This is a genomic window from Brevibacillus halotolerans, from assembly GCF_026891775.1.
GTDB classification, from domain to species: Bacteria; Bacillota; Bacilli; order Brevibacillales; family Brevibacillaceae; genus Brevibacillus_B; species Brevibacillus_B halotolerans.
Genome location: NZ_JAPTNK010000001.1, coordinates 580,922 through 603,098, shown reverse-complemented (window position 1 = coordinate 603,098; position 22,177 = coordinate 580,922). Strand labels below are relative to the sequence as shown.

Here is a 22,177-nt window from a genome sequence, read left to right as displayed (position 1 = left end):
CCTCCTCGGTTGTCCTCGTTATTAGCCTCTGCCCACGATTAATGCCTTGCGTACTCCTTGTAGCTTTTCAAGCAAATCTAAAAACTCCGTCGTTGGCATATGTAGCTGTGCCATATCTACAGACATTGCTACATTGGCAATCCCTTGCAACGGAATGGTTTGATTGATTGTTAGGACATTCCCGCCTTTTTCTGCTACAAATTGCAATACCCTTGATAAAATACCCGAACGATGCTCCAACGTAAGACTCACGGTCATAATCTTTTCACTCATCATGGCATTGAAAGGGAAAATCGCATCTTTGTATTTATAGAAAGCACTACGACTCAGTCCAACCCGCTCGACCGCTTCATTCACCGTGTCAATTTCGCCTGATTCTAACAATTTTTTTACTTCAATCGTCTTCGCGATCGATTCTGGGAGGATGTCCGCTCGAATTAAATAGAATTTTTCATCTCGTTTACTCATGTGTCCTCCTGAAAAATACAAGTGTTTTCTTATAAAGGACATTATACGCTGACTCTGATACTATGACAACCCCAAAAAGCGGATTACATGAAAGCGACTATCGACGTACACACTAGGCTGTGACAGTAAAACAGGCAAAAACCCTATACTGTCCATGTTTTCCCAATCAAAAAATGTACCATCTTACTCTAATAAAGGAGGTGTAACAAATGGGTGGACGTGGAAAATCTGATAAATCACAAAGACGTAACCACAATGGTGTTGGAAAACCGGGATCGCTGGATCAATTCGGGAAAAAATTAGATGAGAAGCGCATGGCTGTTTCTCCAAATTATCAGATAGACAACGAGCGCGGAGGCTGATTGACGCTCACAAAGCAAAATAAAAAGGCACCTCGTTATGGTAAACGAGGTGCCTTTATTAAGGTTTATGATAACATCGTCTTGTGGTAGGCGATTAGCTCAGCATGCTGAGCAGGATCAACATCTGTGATCGAGAGCGTAACAATTGTGATATTATTATCAAACCGCTTTTCAATTACTTTCGTCATAGCTACTACTTCCGTTTTCGTACGTGGAATTACAAACGAGAGATTAACAAAATCCCCCTTTGCCAAATAACCATCTGTTCCTACATGAAGCTCCTTTTCCGAAAAGCTAAGGAGTACTCCCTCTCCCAGCTCTTCATTCGGTTTAGCTCCCATTCGCTTGTAAGGAACATTAATAATAAAGTCAGGATTCACCAATTGTTGAGCCTGATTTTCTCGATTACCAGACTGGTTATTCGTGAGAGCGGATGCATCTGGCTTGCTTCCCTTTAATTTTGCTAGGATAGCTTGGCGAGTAGCATCATGAGAGCTTTCAACAGAGGAAGAGGTTTGTCCTTTCTGCTGCTTCGATCCCTCAGCTACTGATTCTGTGCGTACAGGGAGTAGCCCCATAATCACAACCGGCCATGCGATCTTCTCTGTATATACCTCGTAGGCTTGATACTCCTGACCTTCATTGAAACGCACATGAAGAATACAACCCAAAAAAGAAGGATTCGCCTGATCTAAAATACAAGAGAGTAGTAAATAATCTCCCTTCTGATACTCTATCATAGCATCCTTTAGAGCAACGGATTCATTTTCACGTGATACATGTACAATGGTTCCGCGTACAAGCTGTCTGTCTTCCCCCATAGTCCCCATCTCACCACACTCACTTTTAACGAAAGTTTACTCTTGGAACTCAAATTCAAATTTACCAATCTGAACGGTATCCCCGTCTTTCGCACCACGTTCACGAAGGGCCTGATCAATTCCCATAGTGCGCATCAAACGTGCAAAACGTTGTATGGAGTCATAGCTGTTCAAGTTAGTCATCTTCGTTAATTTTTCAAGCTTCTCACCACTCACCACAAATACGTCATTCTCTCTTGTAATGACAAATGGAATTTCTTCTGGCTCTGCTTTAAATACAACTCTTTCTTCTACTTCCACTACTTCCTCTACTTCGAAACGCTCTGGGATCGTCTCAAGTAAATCACTAATAGCATACATGAGTTCTTGTACACCCTGACGAGTGGCGCCAGAAATCGGATATATTTTCGCATCTGGACATTTTTCACGGAAAGCCTGTAAATGCACTTCTGCATCCGGCAAATCCATTTTATTAGCCACAATAATTTGTGGTCTGTCTTCCATGCGGGCATTGTAATGTTTAAGTTCTTCGTTAATTTGAAGATAGTCCTCGTATGGATCACGGCCCTCAGTCGCAGCCATATCAATCACATGTACAATCACCCTTGTGCGCTCAACATGACGTAAAAACTGATGACCAAGCCCAACGCCTTCATGAGCACCTTCAATAAGGCCTGGCAAATCAGCCATTACAAAGCTTTTTTCACCTAGGTCTACTACACCTAGATTTGGAGCGATTGTTGTGAAATGATACGCAGCAATCTTAGGCTTTGCTGCTGTAACGGAAGATAGAAGCGTTGATTTTCCTACACTTGGATAACCAACTAAGCCTACGTCCGCAATCAGCTTTAATTCCATACGAATATAGCGTTCTTGACCTGGTTCACCGTTCTCCGCAATCTCTGGAGCCGGATTAGAAGACGTGGCAAAACGAATATTACCTCGTCCGCCGCGGCCACCTTTAGCAATAATTGCACGCTGACCATGTTCAATAAGATCAGCAATCACTTCTTGCGTATCATCATCGTACACGGTAGTACCTGGAGGAACACGAACGATCATATCCTCTGCTCCAGCACCGTGCATTCCTTTCGTTCTTCCGTGTTCACCACGTTTTGCTTTAAAATGTCGTTGGTAACGGAAATCAATAAGCGTACGCAACCCTTCGTCCACGACGAAAACAACGTTCGCTCCCTTACCACCATCTCCACCCGCAGGACCTCCGAGTGCTACATACTTTTCACGACGGAATGAAACTGCTCCATTACCGCCGTCTCCACCTTTTACATAAACTTTTACTTGATCAACAAACACGAAATTGCCACCTCTCTACATTTTGCAAGGAAAGCTCATTTCAGCAATCCAGCCTGTATCGGTATGTATTTGTTCACTTACGAGCTTGGCCATACCCTTGTGATCATGAATAAGCTTTTCCACTTCCCCTGCAACTAATGCAGAGACCTGACCTTCCAAGTCAAAGTTGGCAAATACTTCATTATCCGAGTGAAACAACGTCACCGCTAAGTGAGGATGCTCCACTTGTTCTTTATGCAAGTGATGTTGTAATAGACCGATGCAAGTTGAAATCAAATAAAAAAAGCTATCGCTTTGCATCTCTAGCTTGGTCACATCTACCTGTGTTTTAACCTCTACTTCTACTATTATGTCTCGATTTAACGCATTAAACGTCAAAAAGAAAGCAGACAAACGCGAACAGTTTATGCGAGCAATCATACTTTCACGGTGAGCTTCCTCGGTCACTTTTTGCAGGTAATCCTCTCCATCTTGGTAGCGTCCCAGCTTCAAATAAGCATGGAGAACCTGAAGATGATTGAGCCAATCATGACGATCCTGGTTTACAATTCTCAATAACGTGTCCGCATGATCCGTAATAAACTTTTGTTCGTCCTTCATGTTTTCCCACCTGTCACTATATGGATTCCATCTTTTATTTTAACATAAGTACGAGTAGAGTAAAGGATAGTGAGTAAAAAGAAAAACCCAGCGATTGGCTGGGTTTTAGCTTCTTGTCGTTATTACGCTTCAGCAACAACTGGTTCGATCACAACTTGCTTGCGATCGCGTCCCAGACGTTTGAAACGAACGATTCCGTCAGCTTTCGCGAACAAAGTATCGTCGCCGCCGATGCCTACGTTAGCACCTGGATAAATTTTTGTTCCGCGTTGGCGAACAAGAATGTTACCAGCTTTTACGAATTGGCCGTCGCCACGCTTTGTACCAAGGCGCTTAGCGATGGAGTCACGACCGTTCTTTGTAGAACCTACCCCTTTTTTGGATGCGAAGAATTGCAGGTCCATAGTGAATAGCATGTTCATCATGAGTGAGCACCCCCTTGCCATTTTGAATCTTGTACAGAAATATATGTTCCGTAGTTTTGGGAAATAGCCAGTAGAGCAACCACTGTGCTTTCTGCTAGTAGTTGTTGCTTCTCTTCAAGAGCCGGATCATCCAAAGATGAAAGCCGCCACTTTAAAAATCCGCCCTCTTCTGTGTTCATTTCCACATCCGGCTTCAAACCGAGCAAAAGATGTACCGCATTCAGGTTGCCTAAAATAATAGCCGATACAGCCGAACAAACAATGTCCTCTCCGTATTTGCCAGCATTGGCATGACCTGTCATAGCAATCTCTGCAATGCCCGTCTGAGATCGAATTACCTCGACCTTAACCATTACGCGTTGATCTTTTCGATAACAACTTTAGAGAACGGTTGACGGTGACCTTGCTTACGACGGTAGTTTTTCTTTGCTTTGTACTTATACACGATAACTTTCTCACCTTTACCGTGCTTTTCAACTTTAGCTGTTACAGTTGCACCAGCTACAGTTGGAGTACCCGCAGTTACTTTACCGTCTTTGCTTACGAACAATACTTGATCAAAAGTAACTGTTTCACCTTCGGAAGCAGCTAGTTTTTCGATGAAAAGAGTAGCACCCTCTTCAACTTTGTATTGTTTACCACCTGTTACGATAATTGCGTACATTCTATTGCACCTCCTATACTCAGACTCGCCTTATGCAGGTGTGGCTTTACAAACCATCTTACTAAAACCTGATTCGCGCGGTTACAGTATGCTCAAGGTACAAGCATAGCTGCATAACAATCAGAGAATATCATACCTAGCAGAAAAGGTCAAGAAAAACGTTTAGAGTCAGCCTTTTTCCCAACATGCAAAATCTGATATTCACTTGGGTGCATGGTTTCACGTGAAATAAATTGAACCAAAACGTCCCAATCCTTCGCTAATTGCTCACGTCTTCCCTCAGCTTGAACATACTCATACACATGAGGATGAAAAGCGGCTACAATAGCTTCTGCATCCTGTCCCTGGATCAATGCTTTAGCCTCTCGAATAAAACGCCCAGCTACCTCCTGCTCCGTTAAAATCCTCCCCTTACCACTGCAAGTGATGCATGGCTTGGTTAGAACAGATGCAAGGTTGTTTCTTACCTTTTTCCTTGTCATTTCCAAAAGGCCTAATTGTGTAAAGCCCATGACATAACTATTGGTCACGTCTTTGTCTAATTCTCTCTGCAAGGCTTCCTGTACAATCTGCTGGTTTTTGGCCTGCTTCATATCAATGAAATCAATTATGATAATACCGCCAATATCGCGAAGCCTTAGTTGCCTAGCAATCTCTTGGGCTGCCTCCACATTGGTTGCCGTCACGGTATCCTCTAGCTGCTGACCGCTCTTCCCCGTGAATTTCCCTGTATTAACATCGATTACAGTCATAGCCTCTGTTTGATCAATTACCAAGAAGCCGCCACTTTTGAGCCACACTTGCCTGTACAGAGCTTTTTCAATTTCTTTGTCGACACCATAGGCATCTAACACAGAGGTTTTTCCTTGATAGAATTGAATTTTAGTAAACATGGCTGGATAAATAGCCTTTGCTTGTCCCCTAAGCTCATGATACAGCTCTGCGTCATCCACTACGATTTCCAGCATCTGATCTTCCGAGCGATCTAATAAAATCCGGCTTACTGCATTATCTGCTGACAATAGAAGGGACGGTGTTTTTTTCTTTCCCGTTTCCTGATAGGCCGCCTTCCATTTTGCACGCAGGAAATTAAGCTCTGTCTGCAACTGTTCCACGGAAGCTTCCTCGGCCATCGTTCTTACAATAATCCCTTCTCCCTCAGCTAAGCTATCTGTTGCCCATGTTCTTAGTCGTTCCCGTTTGTCTACGTCTACAATTTTACGTGACAACGAGATTAGCCCTGCAAATGGCAAATAAACCAGCATGCGTCCCGGCAGACTGATTTCAGAGGTAAGTCTTGGAGATTTGCTTCCTATCGCTTCCTTGCTAATTTGGACGATTTTTTCCTCGCCTACTTGTACCAATGTCCGAATATTAGGCTTGGCCGCCCCTCGGTTCTGTACTTTCCAGCCTGGGGGCAATGCCTCGTCAATATATAAAAACGCTTCCTGCTCTTCTCCAATATCTATAAAGGCAGCTTGCATGGCTGGTAAGACTTTTTTTACTCGCCCTCTATAAATATTTCCCACCGCCGCCATTGGTTTGTTCTGTTCCATTGTCAATTCTGCAAGTCGCCCTGCTTCCATGACAGCAATACGTGTTTCTTCTATGTCACGGCTCACGATAATTTGTTGGAGAGCACGTTGTTGTTTTTTGTTCAACTAATCTTCCTCCTGGAGGTCTGTCCTATCCTCTCATTGTAGCGCATTTCTATTCGATTTGAAAAATAACAGAAGTAGCTTTTCAATGATCAAGTCAAAAAGCATCACACGCTACAGTAGGCTGCTGATCCAATCTCGCTGACGCCGCTCCACTAGACAAGCATAAAGTACATTCTCCTCAGGCAGTACGCCACCTTGTTTCCCTGTAATATAAAACAAATGATATTTCCCTTTTTGTAGCTTATGGGTAGCTTCCCAAACAGAGAGAGACGAAGGTACGCGTACAGGCTCTATCGGCTCTAGTCTGGGCGCTCTCTGATATCTTTTATGTAAAAAGCGAATAAACTGATAAGGAAAGCGTTTGTATGCTTGCCCATTGGTAAGAGCCAAATAGATGGCAATAGCAGTTAGATTGACATGAAGCAACCAAATTCCGGCTCCTAGAAGTAAAATAGCTAATCCACAGCTACTGCTAAATGATAAAATCGCCGCTTTCCGATAAGAAATGAACGATGTTAAGACTGCCTGCACAATGCGGCCACCATCTAAGGGCCACATCGGTAATAAATTAAACAAAGCAATCATCATATTGCTTTTCATAAAAAAATGGGCCCAATGCTCCGACCATATACCTACCCACCAAAATAAAAGAGAAAAAAAAATCATAACGATATTCATAAAAGGACCTGCTAATGCTACGACAATCTCGTCTATGGCATCAGATGTTGGAGATTCCTCCATAACCGCGACTCCACCGAAGGGTAACAATTGAATTTCTTTTACTTCCCAGCCAAGTTCACGGGCGGCCGCTATGTGACCAAGCTCATGGATAAGTACAATGATAAACAACGCAATCGTTTCAATAAAATAACCAGCCATTACAGCTAGGCCTATGACCAGCCAAAATAAAAGGTGGATGCGGATACGAATACCGCCTGGCCAAAAATCACTCAAATGAGATCACGTCCAATGGATTAGTAAATCTTCCGTTTTGTTTCATCGCCATAAAAAGGTAACGCGTGTTAACCACTTGATCGACAAAAGGCTTAGCAACCCCAACTGTGTCCTTTTTATTCACCCAGTCATTTACAGATACATTGACTTTTTCAAGGTTTCCATACCAAATCTCTCGATCATTGGTATACTGCATGACCACAGTGGTTCCATAACCAGGTTTTTCCCCAACAAAAGTTACCCAGCCGGTATCCATGTTGACGACCTCTCCTTTGTCTCCTAAGTCAACAACTATTTTGGCGCTTTTCGTATCATATTCCTTCGCTATTTTCCACTCCTTCGGCAAACTCCACTTACTTAGCTGATACGCATTGGCTGGCACACTCTCCTTCTCCTTTTTGTTAAAAAGAACCGGTAGCGCGCTTGACGAGTGACCTGTGACTTGTTCGTACCAAACCGCCACGCCTTCAAAATTAAAATCGCGAGTCATCACTTCTCTTGATAAATCTCGCCATGTATTCGGAACACCAAACGGGCTTTTTAATAGGACATAGGCCACACCAATAACCGCTAGAGAAAGATAGATCTGCCTTTTAAGCTGGAATCCCACCGGTTTGCTCGGGGGAGTCTCGTTGCTGAAATCAGTGTTTTTTACATATTGATCAGGAATAAGCACTCTTTTTATCGGATCGTGTAGTTCATCAATGTGTGGCGGCATACTGTCGCGCGATTGTAAGAGAAGCTGTTCTTTTCTTTCCTGTCTTCTCTCCTTTACCCGTTCTCTTTCATGAAACATGCATCCCACCCCTTTTCAGGCCAAGCTTTACTTGGATTATATGACTTGTCTAGGTGGGATATGACACTGTAAAACAGAGCTGTAATCATTAGCATAAATGAAAAAAAACAGCCCCTCAAAAGAGAGACTGCTTCTTTTTATACGTATTTGATCTTACAGACGATTAACGTTAGCAGCTTGTGGTCCACGGCTACCTTGAACGATTTCAAACTCAACTTTTTGACCTTCTTCAAGAGTTTTGAAACCTTCAGTTTGGATAGCGCTGTAGTGTACGAATACATCTTCTCCGCCTTCAACTTGAATGAAGCCAAAACCTTTTTCTGCGTTAAACCATTTTACAGTACCTTGTTGCATGGAAAAAACCTCCTAGAAATGTTCGCCTTTTCAGACGATTAAAATATCTGTTAACCATCACTTAAAGCTTGTTTCAAGGAAAAAAGCCGTGCCCAACAGAGACTTGATCACATGGTGACGCTATCTCTGAAAAGCACGGCATATCATCCAATCCATCAAATCACTAGGTAAGTAAAATGGTTAACTTACCTTGAATATATCACACATTTATTGGTTTGTCACGATTTTTAACTTAATCGAAACTAAGTTTCTGCTTCCTCATCCCAATATTCAATACTACACCTATTGTTAAGAAATTGGTTAAAAGCGAGCTTCCACCATAACTAATAAATGGTAAAGGCAAACCAGTAATTGGCATTAGTTGAATGGTCATTCCAATATTTTCAAAAATTTGAAACGTAAGCATTCCAACTACACCTGATACCACATAGGCACCGAATGGATCATTACACTCCATCGCAATTCGAATCATTCGATATACTAACACGAAAAACAGGATCATCATAATTCCTGCTCCAATAAACCCTAAACGCTCTCCAATGACCGTAAAAATGAAATCACTCTCACCAACCGGAACCCATAGCAAGCTAGCCTGTGTGGCTGTGTGCAAGCCTTTACCTGTTAACTGCCCCGATCCAATTGCAATAAGCGATTGTAAAAGCTGAAATCCTTGCCCTACTGGATCAAGATAAGGGTTTAACCAAGATTCAATCCGAGCCCATTGATAAGGTTTGATCAATTTAAAAAAGATATCATCTTTATGGTACATATAAACATAGGAAACTAACCCTACTCCAATAGCAGCAATCCCGCTAAACGTAATCATATGCCGTACTCGAATTCCACCAACAATCAGCATGGTTGCTAATATAGCACAAAAGACTAAAGCTGTACCCAAGTCTGGTTGTTTAAAAATCATGAGAAGCGGTACCCCAACGATCAGAAATACAGGCCACCATTCATAAAGATAATAAGGCTTACCTAATTTTTCTTCACGTTTGGACATATAGTGTGCAGCAGCTATTATCGTAAAAATTTTCATAGGTTCGGATGGTTGAAACAGAACGACACCCAGATTATACCAACTAGTGGCGTTGTTAATGGCCTTCGTAAAAAATACGCCGAAAAGCAAAACTAGTCCTATAGCGTAAACTACATATGATAGCTGCCGGAACACCCGATAATCAATAATCAATGTACAAAACAATACGCCAAAACCAATAGCATACCACATAAGCTGTCGGTTCGCTGTCGCCACTCCTGGGGCAGATCCGCTTATACCGAGATAACTAAACAAGCCAAGACCTAGAAGGATCAACAGAATCAACCAATCCAACTGCTTTATATATCGCTTTTCAAAATCCATTTTTTTCCCCCGTGCATGTTAAGGTCTAGTATCTGTAAGTCTTATATTATTCGGAAATGCAAAGAAAAACTTGAAAACCAAACCTTTGGCACTAAGAACCTTCGTTGCACTTTGTAAGATAAAAATTCCATAAGTTCGGATCAGTAAAAAAGAAACAGGAGTATACCCCTGTTCTCTTGTTTCTCGACTAGCATTCCTTATTTTAAGCCAAAAAACTTACGGAACTTATGAAAAACTCCTGGTTTTTCCTGAAGTGGCAGTAAAGGCACTGATTCCCCTAACAAACGTCTTGCTACATTTCGATATGCTAAGGACGCACGGGATTCATGATTCATCACTGCCGGCTCGCCTGCATTTGCTGATTTGATGATATATTCATCATCAGGAATCACACCCAGTAAATCAATGGCAAGTAAATCCAGAATATCCTCTACATCTAACATGTCACCATTCTTAACCATATGGGACCGCACTCTATTAATTACTAATTTAGGCATTCCTACATTTTCACGTTCAAGCAGGCCAATGATACGATCTGCGTCACGTACCGCCGCCTTTTCCGGAGTCGTCACAACAATAGCCTGATCAGCCCCTGCTACAGCGTTGCGGAATCCTTGTTCAATACCTGCTGGACAATCGATAATGACGTAGTCAAAATCACGCTTCAATTGGGTGACGATATCTTCCATTTGATCTGTTGTAAGCGCTGATTTATCCTTGGTCTGCGCTGCTGGTAATAATGACAACGTCTCAAAACGCTTATCTTTAATTAAAGCCTGTTGCAAACGACAACTGCCTTCTGCTACGTCAACCAGGTCATAAATGATCCGATTTTCTAGTCCCATGACCACATCCAGATTGCGTAAGCCGATATCTGTATCTACCATACACACCTTCTGGCCATTGAGAGCCAATGCGGTTCCTATATTAGCAGATGAGGTGGTTTTCCCCACTCCGCCTTTCCCTGAAGTAACAACTATTGCAATACCCACGTATGCTCCCTCTCCTTCATTCCGTACCGTTATGCTTTCTTCTTACCCAAATCTGAGCGTAAGCGATGCAAAAAGTTCATTTTAGCGACTACCATCCGATCCTCTTCCAAATAAGCAAACTCAGTAGTACCGCTATAGTCCGACCATTCATCTCCCGGACGGCTGATTACTTCCGCAATTCTCAGTTGGGTTGGATGTAAGCAAGCGGAGGCGATTACAGCATCTTTGTCGCCATTCGTTCCCGCTTGCGCTACACCACGAAGATTACCTAACACGAAGATACTCCCCGTACTTCTTATCGTACCACCAGGATTAACATCACCCAGTAGCAAAATATCTCCGTCGTATTCTAATACCTGACCGGAACGAACCGTGTTTGTTTGTACAATCAATCCGGGAGCTTTGGCTTCTTTATATACTTCTTCTTTAAGAATCACATCCGAGTCGATCATATGAATAACCAGATTACCCTTCATGCGAATAATCTGCGTTAACTCTTCCTGTTGCTCTGGAGTGCAGTAACGCTTCCCAAGTTTTAATGTAATCCTGATGAGAGGACCACTAAAAAATTGTGGATGGCTGTGCTCAATTTTTTCACGTAAATCATCTAAAAGCTCCGAAAATGAACAGGTATCGTCCATAAAAAAGACAAGTCCATCTTTGGTTCCTTTAATGACTACTTTACTTTTGGCCGTATTCATGGAGATGTTTCACCTCGACCGTTACCATTCGCCATTTATACAACAAACTCCTGCCTCGCTAACAAAAAACTCAGCGAATTAATCTTAGAAAGCCTACTCTGTCGGCGTTACCGTACTGTTAAGTGGATACAAGGCATGATAAGCCTCCAGCAATTCACGCGCGATCCTATCTGAACCATGTCCTCCAGAATGCGGAACCACTACTACAAAGGAAATTTTAGGATTTTCGTAAGGTGCATATCCAAGGATCAAGGAGTTATCAGAAGATGTTCCGCCTGTTTGAGCGGTACCTGTTTTAGCAGCTACACTAAACGGCAAGCCTGCCATCGCTGTCGCAGCAGTACCTCCAGGCTGAGTAACACGGCGCATCCCCTCTTGAACTACCTTGAGGTAGCTTGGATTGATATTAATTTTGTTCAAAACTTGCGGCTCTATGGTTGTAATGACATCTCCTGGCTTCTTAGGATCAATAGAGCCTTTTCGAATTTCTTTAACCATATGCGGTCGAATTCGATATCCGCCATTTGCGATTGTAGAAACGTATTGAGCCAATTGGATAGGAGTAAAGCTATCATACTGTCCAATAAGAGCATCGGCAATACGTCCCATTTCAAATGTTGGAGCTGGCCAGCCTGCCTTTTCACTCGGTAAATCAATACCAGTCTTAACTCCTAGACCGAATTGCTGATTGTAAAAATTAATGATCTTAAAGGATTCACGATAACTATTTCCTTTTCCTATCTCGCGCTCCTTTAATCTCCAGCCCATTGTGTACATGTATGTGTTATTGGATACAGCTATTGCTCGTCTTGCATCAACTTGACCATGTCCACCTAGTTTCCAGTTTCGTTTCTTTACATCCCCAAATTGGAAATAACCAGGGTCAAAAATTGACTCATTGGGTGTAGTTAACTTTTCTTGTAAGGCCATCATAACCGAAATAGGTTTCACTGTAGAAGCCGGTGGATAAACACCCCTAGTGACATTATTAAGCTGTGCTGGAGCAACTACCTTCTCATAATTCTCATTGAATAGCTTTCGATTATAGTGGAGGTTTAAATCGTAATCAGGGTAGTTAGCCATAGCCAAAACTTCACCTGTATTAGGATTCATTACGACCGCAGAGGCAGCGTTCACTGTTCCTTTCGCAGAGCGTCTCATCTCATTGACATTTCGTTTAAGAATTTCCTCCAATTTACTTTGGAAGCGATAATCTAAGGAAAGAACTAGATCATTACCAGGTATTGCTTCGCGAGTTCTTCCTTTTACGACCGTCTCTGCATCCTTGTTTACCTGCACGTCCATAATGCCATCTTTTCCACGTAAATCTTTCTCGTAATATCTTTCTAACCCCTCGACTCCAATACGATCTGTCTTGGAATATCCCATCGCAAGATACTCATTAACCTGACTTGCACTGATTGGGCTGATGTAGCCAAGAATATGTGTGGCAAAAGCGCCATCCTCATCTTGTCTAATTTGCCGTACGGGTTCAACAATTACATTAATTCCAGGTAATTCACTTAAATTTTCATTGATTTTGGCTACTTCAATTTCAGTAGCGTTTTCCTTAATTCGACGAGGAATGAATTTAGGCATACTATAATCTCGCATGCTATTTAAAATGCTAATACGATGCCACTGATACTGACGTTGCTCCGGAGTTAATGGCAATGCAACATCCAAATCAAATCTAGCAGCATATTGGAGTAATTCTGCATCTGTTTTACTGCTTAGCTCCCCAGCAGAAGGCATCTTGCTTAAAAGTGATTTTACATCCTTTTGCAAAGATTCCTTTACCTTGTCTTCAAGAGCAATTGGATACGGTACATTAGCTGAGATGACATATTTTAACAATTGACTGTCATAGGCTGTCTTCGTATCCACGTTCTTGCCGTCTACCTGAATCGTTGCTGGCAATTTTTTTTGTAAAGCTTCACGATCATTTTCATCGAAAGGGGATCTTACTGAGAGTCCCAAGGCAAAGGCTGTTTTTACTAAATCATAGTCCTTTATCCCTTTTAATTGAGCCGAATTTGGAAGAGCATTAATTTTGGGAGTTAGCTGCTGGATGAGCTTTTGAGATTGCTCTGGCTTAAAAGTGATCGGTAATGTGGTCTGCAATTCAGTCGCTTTTTTTATAAGCTCTTTATCAGTCCCAATCTTTTCATCCATTTGCAGCAAGCTCGTCAGTTTTTCGGCTACTGCTTCCTCATTAATTTCCTTTTTTTGCTCGGATGTATAAGTAACCGTAAAAACGGGCTTATTCGAAACCAAAACATTGTGGTTCACGTCTAAGATACGACCACGCGGTGCAGGTATTGGTAATTGTCTAATACTATACTTTTCCAAATCGTGTTGATATTGTTCTCCCTCTACGATTTGCACATAGGCAAGTCGCAAAATAACAGCCGCAAAAAATATAAACACGAAAAAAAATAAAACGTTTAATCTAGTGGCAATATGGGATTTAGGTGGTTGTTGGTTCTCTCCCATGCGAGCTACTCCTCCTTCTGTCAGATCCTACTCATGAGAGCGCTCTTTGTTTTCTTTCACTTGCAAGCAAAGCTTTTTCATCGGCAAATAAACAAAAGCCGCAAACAGCATATTTAGAAGAACTGTCGGAAAAATTTCGTGAGTAAGTGTCCAACGAACATCTACAGGATTGGTCATAAATAAGCGAAACAGCGTATAAGTAAGCCACTCATGCCCAAACAAAACGAGAAGCAGCGTAGTAAACACGACGGCAAAGCTACGATGAAATAGCATCAAGACTAGTCCAGCAAAGTACCCTGCCACCATCATAGATAACGTATACACGCCGATTATATGACCGAAAACAACATCTTGTAACAGTCCAAAGACCAATCCATATAGCAATCCTTCCCGTCTCCCGATAAACAAGGAAATCAGGATAGTTCCCACCAAAGCAAAGCGGGGAATCGTCTCGTAAGACATCCCCCATGCACTCGGAACAAAAACTTGTACTACCGATCCTTCCAATATAAACAGTAATAGCAAAAAGAGGGTCAATTTCGTTCGAGATAACATACTATTTACCCCCTTTTCCCTTCGATTGCTGAGTGGTTCCTTTTTGACTGGAAGAACTCGAATCGCCAGTTGGAGTCTCCACAGACTTACGATCAATAACCAAGACATCAGAAATTAATGTGAAATCAGCATACGGTTTTATATAGGCTGTTTGGGTTAATCCATAGTCTCCTGGCTCTGTTTTGACCACTACACCAATTGGTAGTTTACTAGGAATCATACCGCCTAACCCAGACGTAATTACCGCATCATTCACACTGATCTTTTGATCTAAAGGAATCTTGCGCATAATCAATAATTTTTCAACCGAGTCGTAATCCTCTAAAATTCCGCTTACATACTTCGTAGTAGTTGCTGGCTTCTGTTGGTTATTCGCCTGCGTGGTAGCTGCATTTGATTTATTAGAATTGGCCGTATTTGCTGTATTACTTGTGCCATTCGTCTGTTGGCCATTACCAGTAGTTGAAGGCGGAGTTTGGATTGGCTGAGTGGCCAAAATGTATCCAGAAACATGGTTGCGGTTAGAGCTCTCTCTACTTGTAAGCAATTCAACTGTCGCAGAGAAATTGGAAACATCCTTCACTCTCCCTATCAAACCTTTAGAGGTCATAACAGCCATGTCTTTCTTAACACCTTGTTTGCTACCGCTACCGATAACCAACACATCATTCCATTGACTCGAATTCCTTGCAGCTACTTCTGAATAAATGACATTGTAATCATTTAATTTTTGTTTTGTGCCAAGACTCTCTCTCAGTTGTCCATTCTCATACTTTACAGCTTTTAACTCAGCAGACATCTGCGCGTATTGATCCAAGCTTGCTTTTAATACACGATTTTCTTCGTACACATGATAAGCATCTTGAACATTGTGAACAAACTGCGAAACAGCCTGGGCAGGGCGATAAAATAGGCCCTGCACCACGCTGGTTGTATCTTTCATGAATTTTTCTGGCCATGTCAGGTTCATTCTGTCCTTGGCGGTATAACCCATCACTACCAACAGAACAACTAAGCCAATTAATACAATTATAAGTTTTCGATTACCGAAGAATGACATAGACACGTCACCCGCTTATCGTCTTTTTGCACGAGAAGATGTTATTCCATGTTTAGATTTAAAGAGATGTAAATTCTCAAGCGCTCGCCCTGTTCCAATGGCTACACAGTCAAGTGCATTCTCCGCCACATGAACAGGCATACCTGTTTCACGTGTTAATAAACGCTCAATGTGACGTAATAATGCCCCTCCTCCAGTTAGTACAATTCCACGATCCATGATATCTGCAGCCAACTCCGGAGGACTTTTCTCCAATGTAATTTTCACAGCTTCAACAATTGACATAATCGTTTCAGCCAATGCTTCGGCAATTTCTGTACTTGTAACAGAGATCGTTTTTGGCAAACCTGTCACAAGATCTCGACCACGAATTTCTACCGTTTCTTGTTCATCCGGGGCGATAGCGGAACCAATCTCCATTTTCAACGTCTCAGCGGTACGCTCACCAATCATCAGATTGTAACGACGTTTAATATACTGAATGATTGCCTCATCCATTTCATCACCAGCTACACGAATGGAACGACTAGTAACAATTCCACCCAATGAGATGATAGCTACTTCCGTCGTACCGCCCCCAATGTCCACTACCATGCTACCTGTTGGTTCCCAAACAGGCAAATCAGCACCAATTGCAGCCGCAAATGGCTCTTCAATTGTATATGCTTCTTTTGCTCCTGCTTGCTTCGTTGCATCCTCTACCGCACGTTTTTCAACCGCTGTAATCCCAGATGGCACGCAAACCATTACACTAGGACGACGGCTAAAGAAGCCTTGATTTTTCTGAGCTTGACGAATAAAATAACGCATCATGGTTGCAGTGGTTTCAAAATCAGCAATAACTCCGTCTTTCATCGGACGAACAGCCACGATATTTCCCGGTGTACGACCAATCATGTTTTTGGCTGCATTACCTACAGCCTCAATTGTATTTGTATCAGTGCGGATCGCTACAACAGAAGGCTCGCTCACCACAATTCCTTTTCCTTTAACGTATACGAGGGTATTAGCTGTTCCCAAGTCAATCCCCATATCGCGTGTGAAACTACCAAACATATTGAAAATCTCCTTCCATTTTGTCAAAACGGTCATTTTCCTAGGATGCTTCCGCTGACAGACAGGTATTATTTGTTTTGTGAAAGGGTACGTGTTACATATATCCCTGTTCTTTTAAACTAACGTAATGACCATCTCCAATAATAAGATGATCCAAAAGAGGGATTCCTACTAAATCTCCTGCTTGGAGCAGAATTTTAGTCACATTAATATCCTCTTTGCTTGGAGCAGGATCTCCGCTTGGATGATTATGCAAACAGATTATAGAGGCACAAGAACGCTTAATTGCTTCGCGGTAAATATCCCGTGGATGAACAATAGAAGAATCTAAGCTTCCCACAAAAACTGTTTTCTTCCCAATCACCTGATTTTTCGTATTTAAAAAGAGGCATACAAAATGTTCTTGTACGAGACCAGCCATTTCCGGCATCATAAAATCTGCTACATCTTTTGGCAAGCGGATACTGATACGAATATCTCGAGCTTTAATGGCAGATCTTCGTCCTAACTCCAGCGCTGCCTGTATTTCCACAGCCTTAACGGGGCCAATCCCGTTGATATCTGTCAGCTCTTCATTAGTAGCTGTTGCAAGTTGTTGCAAATCACCAAACACAGCTAATAAGCGCTGCGCTACCCTATGGACTGGATCTTTTTCTGTGCCAGTCCGAAGTAAAATCGCTAAGAGTTCGACATCAGATAAAGCACCAGACCCTTGCCTTAACAAACGTTCGCGCGGACGCTCATATGTAGGGACGTTTTTTAACTTAAAATTGTTACAGTTCATCTCTTATTTTGCCCCTTCCTTCATTCCTGCCAAGCGGCTGTTATCATGGAGAAGCAATCTAAGAGGAACACCTACTTGTTTAACAGGGAAATTCCAAATTGAGTAAGCATCTGGGCCAAGCGATTGAGCGGTAGTCCCACTACCGTAAAATAATCGCCCTCAATTCGTTCTACAATCGTCGATCCAAGGCCCTGTATAGCATAGGAACCTGCTTTATCCATTGGTTCTTTACTGGCGATATATCCACGTATCTCCTGATCTGTCATTGTACGCATTTTAACTCTTGTAGATGAATAATCAAGTGCTGTTTTCCCAGTCGAAACATCAATAATAGCTAGGCCGCTGAATACTTCATGCTCGCGCCCTTGTAATGAAGTGAGCATCCGAAATGCATCCTCTTCATCATGCGGTTTTCCCAATACCTGTCCGTCTAGCACAACAATTGTATCAGAGCCAATAACTAGACCAAATGACAAATTTTTGGCAATTGCATCTGCTTTTCTATGAGATAAGATTTTTACGATTTCTTCTGGCGCAATCTCTTCAGATATCGTCTCATCTACATTGCTCACCTGAACGCGAAAAGGCAAGCCCAAGCATGCCAGCAATTCTTGACGTCGCGGGGAAGAAGAAGCTAATACGATTGGCTGTTCTGGATTCATTTTATCTCCCCCTATCGAATTTTCTTATATATCCAAAAAGCGAGAACAAGCCCTCCGATACTGGCTAGGTTTAGTTTTACCTCAAAATGAAGATTGTACTTCAAAATGTCCAAATCTGCCGCAGGACTCCATGTTAACATCTTACTCTCTCGAAGAAAAGGAATCCAAGGACCTAATATTTGCCCTAATAGACTACCAAACAAGAGACCTGATAACAGGACAATCAATAAAATTACAAATTCTTTCCCCGTCATTCTCTCTACCCTCGTTTTTTCATCGTTGTTTTTTGGAAGAAAGTCGTTATAATCACACCTAAGTGTAGCAAAACTTGACATCAAGAGACAACTACCGAAGCAGTTGATTTTCAGATTTATTTTTATGATCATAACGAAAGAAAGACCTTGTTTGCAAGAAACCTTTTGCAAACAAAGCCATTTTCCTAATTCGTCTCCTTCATCCATGTAGCATAATAATGTAAATATTGCATAATTCCTTTTTGTACCTGCCAAGCATATGGCTCAGCATTGCCCGTTTTTAGTTGGGTCATCGTACTCATTGCCTGATTCATCCCCTGCACCATCCCCGCTATATAGACTTGCTCCTTTTGTGACAAGGCCTGCTGTGTTGCTCTACTATTATCTAAAAAGGCGACATGCATCCTTTTGAGCTTAGCTTCTTGCTCTGCTGTAAGCGGTTGTACTTTTTGCTTATCTGTATTAACCACTTGACTGGATAAAGTAGAAAGCTGTTGAATGATATCTATTCCCGATTTGATAAAAGCATTAACAACCCCTTTATCAGAGGAAGCACCTACTTCTAAAGGGGAGGTAGGGACAATCTGAACTTGTTTCTCTGTAGCTGGTAGCTTCACTTCTTTTACATAGACTTCCATTTGCTTTTGTCTGAAATTATCTGCCAATCCCAAAATGGCATCACGACTTGGCGATACTCCCGTAAATAAATGAAGTCTTCCTTCGATTGGATAAAGAAAATGAGGTAATCCCTTTTCGTCGAGAGAGGCAATAGCGGGCTCGGCTGCTTTTGGGTCAGTAAACACCCCCATTTGAACCATGTAATAGTTTTGTTCTGGAAATTGGACGGTTGCAAGCACGGCATCTGATTTCTGACTAGGAGAGCCAAGTGGCGATCTCGCCTGCTGTGACGCTCCTTCTTTAGACAAGCCCGCTTCTCGTGCATCATTTGATTCATTAGGTTGACGCTCACCATTTACGGGAATAGCTTTTTCATTGAATGTACTCGTCCCTTCAGAAGTAGCAGCAGAATTCTGTGTGGCTTCCGTTGATTTCGGCAGTGTAGCACCCGCCTGTGAGGGATGCACTAGCTGCTCTTGTACGAAGACATTTAAAACAATAAAGCCAAATAACACTCCAAGGATAACGGCACTTATTGTCGTAAGAAATACTCGTAAAATAGGTCGCTTTGACATATGGCTTTGATTTTTTATTAGTTTTTCCCACCATGCCGGCTTCCTTGATTCTTGCTCCCAATCAGAGGGATAAACCTCCTCGTAATATGGGCTCTGATATCCCTCTTCACCCAGCCGACCTTCTACAAACGATTTATTCTGCTCTTCTTTTTCCAATAAGCGCTCAGCTTTAGACAATTCAGCTAGGAACTGTTCCTTACTCGTATGAGTGGGTAGGTTTTGTTCCTCCAGCTTTCCCAATCTACTCATTGCCTCAGCTAATTCCAGCTCTGCCTCCTTCGCTTGCTGCTCGCCATATTCTTGCCTTGTTTCTTTATTGTCATCGCCTACTAGCTCCCGTATTCCCCCATGTACTACCTTAGTATCTGCGGCCTTTTCTGGCTGTGTTTTTTTGTCATGCTTCTGTTCTTTTACCTGCATATTTTGTACAGGTGTATTTGCCCCCATCTTATTTTGGGGCGGGATGACAGGTGATAGTTTTATAGATATTCGATTGGAAGGTTGTCCGCTCATAGTAGGTCCTCCTCGTTCTCTTAACTCTAGTACTACTAGTTTACGAACAGACCTAACAAGTTATGACTGCTCAGGGAAGAAAAAATATAGCATAGACATGCAGCACATCTATCCTGCCTACATACGTAAACAACCAGCCAATTGTCAAACAACAGGCAAATGGTATTCCTTCCTTTCTTATTCGCGGCTGTCGAGCTAATAGAATCGCAAGTGCGATTGTGCTAATCCCGGCTACGAGCAACAGAGAGATTATATAGGTCCTCCCTACAATTAATCCTAATAAGGCTGCTAACTTAATATCTCCTCCTCCCAGTCCTCCTTTCGTAACAATTGCTGTTACATATAAAAGCACAAAAGCCAATAACATAGCTAACATATGCGTTGTAAATGTCTCTTTTTCTAATGGATGAATCACACGTACACATAAAAATGTAAAAGTAGCGGGCAAAACAATAGAATTAGGGATCAGGCGTTTCCTTATATCCAAAAAGCAAATCACTCCTAGTAACCCCCCGCAGATCCAGCAAATTAGTCGTTCGATTTCAGCTTCTTCCCCTAATATAATGGGCCACCCCCACTGTAGCATCATAAACACCTGCCTCGGCTTGTTACTACGAATCCTAGCTCATTAGATAGAGACAAAAAAACTGCCAGACAAATCCGGCAGTTTCCTTTGTTACCACTATCTAGTTTAGTATGACAATAAATGCTTTTATGCTCAGCTTTCCTGTGTTTCTTTAACTTTTTGTTGCAATTGCTCAGCGAACCAATATGCAGATTTCCAAATGTCTCCCGCTCCCATTGTTAAGACGAGATCACCTGGCTGCAATTGCTTCACCAGTTGTTGCTGCACTTCTTCCTTAGTAGGGATGTACTGTGCACGCGGATGACTATTCACTTTAATTTTATCAACTAAAATCTCAGAGGATACCCCTTCGATTTTCTTTTCCCCTGCGGGAGAAAAAATATCCGTAATAATCACTTCGTCCGCTTCTGAAAAAGCTCGGCTAAATTCCTCCATCAAGAAAAACGTGCGAGTATAGCGCTGTGGCTGAAATATTGCAATCACCCGACGCCCACAAGCCTTCGCTCCATTTAATGTTGCCATGATTTCTGTTGGATGATGAGCATAATCATCAACCACTAAAATATCTTGTGCATCCCCAATAATTTGGAAACGACGTTTTGCACCACGGAACGTACTCAAGGCCTGTGAGATCCTTTCAAAGGGAACTCCTGCTTCTAACGCTACAATCATGGCTGCTAAGGAGTTAGCTACATTATGCTTGCCTGGGAAGTGAAGAATTACTTCGCCTAAATGAACATCCTTATGCCATGCCTGATAGGTTGTAGTCAGATCACCGCATACAATCTCCGTAGCATAAAAATCCGCTGACCCACTATATACAGGGTCAATAGAATAGGTAATTACCTTTCGATTAACTGAAGGCATTAATTCACGTACATGATGATCATCCAGACACACAATAGCTGTACCATCTGGTTTGATGTTACCTAGAAAATGAACATAAGCCTTTTTTAGGTTGGCAAAATCTCCATCAAAATGCTCTAAATGATCTGGCTCAATATTAGTTACAATCGCATATGCTGGATGGTATTCCTTAAAGGAGCCGTCACTTTCATCTGCCTCTGCCACTACATAGTCGCTTTTACCAGCTTTTGCATTCGTACCAGCGTTGACTAGTTCACCACCGATAATAAAAGTAGGATCCTCGCCACATGCTTCTAAAATGTGAGCTGTCATAGAAGTTGTAGTGGTTTTACCATGAGCACCAGCTACAGCTACACCTGTTCTTTCATTTAGAATCTTTGCAAGCATCTGTGAACGATGCAGCAGCGGAATCCCCTTTTCCAGGGCCGCTGCAACTTCAGGATTTTCTTTCGATATACTAGTGGAATAAACGACGATATCTGCCCCATCAATATGAGAAGCATCATGACCGATAATCACTTGTGCTCCTTTTTCCTGTAGCTTTCGGGCAAGATCGTTCATCGCTACATCCGATCCTGTTACTTTATATCCTAAATCAACTAATACGCGTGCAATTCCACTCATACCATAACCGCCGATTCCGACGAAGTGGACATGTTGCAATGGTTCCACT

Annotated in this window: 25 protein-coding genes and 1 other annotated feature; of the genes, 1 reads left to right on the top strand and 24 read right to left on the bottom strand. The window is 42.2% G+C overall.

The genetic code is table 11. The annotated features are described in order from the left end of the window. Positions 1-21: 21 nt before the first annotated feature. A complete protein-coding gene (locus O0550_RS02640) occupies positions 22-468 on the bottom strand; it encodes an ACT domain-containing protein (RefSeq protein ID WP_003338373.1) in 447 nt (148 codons plus the stop codon). A gap of 209 nt (positions 469-677) precedes the next feature. Here O0550_RS02640 and O0550_RS02635 point away from each other — a divergent pair, with 209 nt between their 5' ends. Next, positions 678-830, top strand: coding sequence for a hypothetical protein (locus O0550_RS02635; RefSeq protein ID WP_003338374.1), 153 nt, complete (start codon positions 678-680; stop codon positions 828-830). A 65-nt stretch (positions 831-895) separates the two neighbouring features. Here the strand turns inward: O0550_RS02635 and O0550_RS02630 are convergent, their stop codons facing one another. From O0550_RS02630 to murC, 23 genes are all read right to left on the bottom strand, one after another. Then, positions 896-1,651 (bottom strand): PilZ domain-containing protein, encoded by a 756-nt coding sequence (locus O0550_RS02630; RefSeq protein WP_258425585.1) that lies wholly within the window; start codon positions 1,649-1,651, stop codon positions 896-898. A 36-nt stretch (positions 1,652-1,687) separates the two neighbouring features. Next, complete coding sequence (obgE, locus tag O0550_RS02625) at positions 1,688-2,965, bottom strand: GTPase ObgE (RefSeq protein ID WP_003346151.1); 1,278 nt, start codon at positions 2,963-2,965, stop codon at positions 1,688-1,690. Between the two features lie 15 nt (positions 2,966-2,980). Next, a complete protein-coding gene (locus O0550_RS02620; protein ID WP_003338377.1) occupies positions 2,981-3,565 on the bottom strand; it encodes a Spo0B domain-containing protein in 585 nt (194 codons plus the stop codon). A gap of 122 nt (positions 3,566-3,687) precedes the next feature. Further along, positions 3,688-3,981, bottom strand: a complete 294-nt coding sequence (rpmA, locus tag O0550_RS02615; RefSeq protein ID WP_026315215.1) for a 50S ribosomal protein L27 — start codon at positions 3,979-3,981, stop codon at positions 3,688-3,690. Positions 3,982-3,986: 5 nt separating this feature from the next. Further along, on the bottom strand, positions 3,987-4,343 hold the full coding sequence (locus tag O0550_RS02610) for a ribosomal-processing cysteine protease Prp (RefSeq protein ID WP_022585795.1): 357 nt from the start codon (positions 4,341-4,343) through the stop codon (positions 3,987-3,989). Continuing rightward, positions 4,343-4,654, bottom strand: coding sequence for a 50S ribosomal protein L21 (rplU, locus tag O0550_RS02605; protein ID WP_003338381.1), 312 nt, complete (start codon positions 4,652-4,654; stop codon positions 4,343-4,345). The genes O0550_RS02610 and rplU overlap by 1 nt, the downstream gene beginning before the upstream one ends. Positions 4,655-4,665: 11 nt before the next feature. After that, positions 4,666-4,747, bottom strand: a sequence feature (ribosomal protein L21 leader region). 56 nt (positions 4,748-4,803) lie between these two features. Continuing rightward, complete coding sequence (locus O0550_RS02600) at positions 4,804-6,315, bottom strand: Rne/Rng family ribonuclease (RefSeq protein WP_258425584.1); 1,512 nt, start codon at positions 6,313-6,315, stop codon at positions 4,804-4,806. Positions 6,316-6,426: 111 nt separating this feature from the next. Beyond that, complete coding sequence (locus tag O0550_RS02595) at positions 6,427-7,269, bottom strand: M50 family metallopeptidase (protein WP_258425583.1); 843 nt, start codon at positions 7,267-7,269, stop codon at positions 6,427-6,429. Then, positions 7,262-8,065, bottom strand: coding sequence for a M23 family metallopeptidase (locus O0550_RS02590; RefSeq protein WP_003346024.1), 804 nt, complete (start codon positions 8,063-8,065; stop codon positions 7,262-7,264). Before O0550_RS02590 ends, O0550_RS02595 begins: the two co-directional genes overlap by 8 nt. A gap of 153 nt (positions 8,066-8,218) precedes the next feature. Then, positions 8,219-8,419 (bottom strand): cold-shock protein, encoded by a 201-nt coding sequence (locus O0550_RS02585; protein WP_003338386.1) that lies wholly within the window; start codon positions 8,417-8,419, stop codon positions 8,219-8,221. A gap of 232 nt (positions 8,420-8,651) precedes the next feature. Then, positions 8,652-9,785 carry a rod shape-determining protein RodA gene (gene rodA, locus O0550_RS02580; protein ID WP_003338387.1) on the bottom strand — a complete coding sequence of 378 codons (1,134 nt, stop codon included), beginning with the start codon at positions 9,783-9,785 and terminating at the stop codon, positions 8,652-8,654. Positions 9,786-9,982: 197 nt separating this feature from the next. Continuing rightward, positions 9,983-10,777 carry a septum site-determining protein MinD gene (gene minD / locus O0550_RS02575; RefSeq protein ID WP_003338388.1) on the bottom strand — a complete coding sequence of 265 codons (795 nt, stop codon included), beginning with the start codon at positions 10,775-10,777 and terminating at the stop codon, positions 9,983-9,985. Between the two features lie 29 nt (positions 10,778-10,806). Next, a complete protein-coding gene (gene minC, locus O0550_RS02570) occupies positions 10,807-11,478 on the bottom strand; it encodes a septum site-determining protein MinC (protein WP_022585800.1) in 672 nt (223 codons plus the stop codon). 93 nt (positions 11,479-11,571) lie between these two features. Continuing rightward, the gene (locus tag O0550_RS02565; RefSeq protein WP_003338391.1) at positions 11,572-13,974 is read right to left on the bottom strand and encodes a penicillin-binding transpeptidase domain-containing protein; all 2,403 of its coding nucleotides are present in this window, start codon (positions 13,972-13,974) and stop codon (positions 11,572-11,574) included. Positions 13,975-14,001: 27 nt separating this feature from the next. Continuing rightward, complete coding sequence (mreD, locus tag O0550_RS02560; protein ID WP_003338392.1) at positions 14,002-14,529, bottom strand: rod shape-determining protein MreD; 528 nt, start codon at positions 14,527-14,529, stop codon at positions 14,002-14,004. Between the two features lies 1 nt (position 14,530). Further along, a complete protein-coding gene (gene mreC / locus O0550_RS02555; RefSeq protein ID WP_003346022.1) occupies positions 14,531-15,589 on the bottom strand; it encodes a rod shape-determining protein MreC in 1,059 nt (352 codons plus the stop codon). 15 nt (positions 15,590-15,604) lie between these two features. Beyond that, a complete protein-coding gene (locus O0550_RS02550; RefSeq protein ID WP_003338394.1) occupies positions 15,605-16,645 on the bottom strand; it encodes a rod shape-determining protein in 1,041 nt (346 codons plus the stop codon). Between the two features lie 94 nt (positions 16,646-16,739). Further along, on the bottom strand, positions 16,740-17,429 hold the full coding sequence (gene radC / locus O0550_RS02545; protein ID WP_003338395.1) for a RadC family protein: 690 nt from the start codon (positions 17,427-17,429) through the stop codon (positions 16,740-16,742). A gap of 71 nt (positions 17,430-17,500) precedes the next feature. Further along, positions 17,501-18,091: a Maf family protein gene (locus tag O0550_RS02540; RefSeq protein ID WP_258425582.1), complete on the bottom strand. Its 591-nt coding sequence runs from the start codon at positions 18,089-18,091 to the stop codon at positions 17,501-17,503. Positions 18,092-18,102: 11 nt separating this feature from the next. Next, positions 18,103-18,345: a DUF4321 domain-containing protein gene (locus O0550_RS02535; RefSeq protein ID WP_003338397.1), complete on the bottom strand. Its 243-nt coding sequence runs from the start codon at positions 18,343-18,345 to the stop codon at positions 18,103-18,105. Between the two features lie 185 nt (positions 18,346-18,530). Next, on the bottom strand, positions 18,531-20,051 hold the full coding sequence (locus O0550_RS02530) for a sporulation protein (RefSeq protein WP_258425581.1): 1,521 nt from the start codon (positions 20,049-20,051) through the stop codon (positions 18,531-18,533). Positions 20,052-20,121: 70 nt separating this feature from the next. Then, positions 20,122-20,640 carry a prepilin peptidase gene (locus O0550_RS02525; RefSeq protein ID WP_031309502.1) on the bottom strand — a complete coding sequence of 173 codons (519 nt, stop codon included), beginning with the start codon at positions 20,638-20,640 and terminating at the stop codon, positions 20,122-20,124. Positions 20,641-20,769: 129 nt separating this feature from the next. Then, positions 20,770-22,176 carry a UDP-N-acetylmuramate--L-alanine ligase gene (gene murC / locus O0550_RS02520; protein ID WP_101667669.1) on the bottom strand — a complete coding sequence of 469 codons (1,407 nt, stop codon included), beginning with the start codon at positions 22,174-22,176 and terminating at the stop codon, positions 20,770-20,772. Position 22,177: the final 1 nt, after the last annotated feature.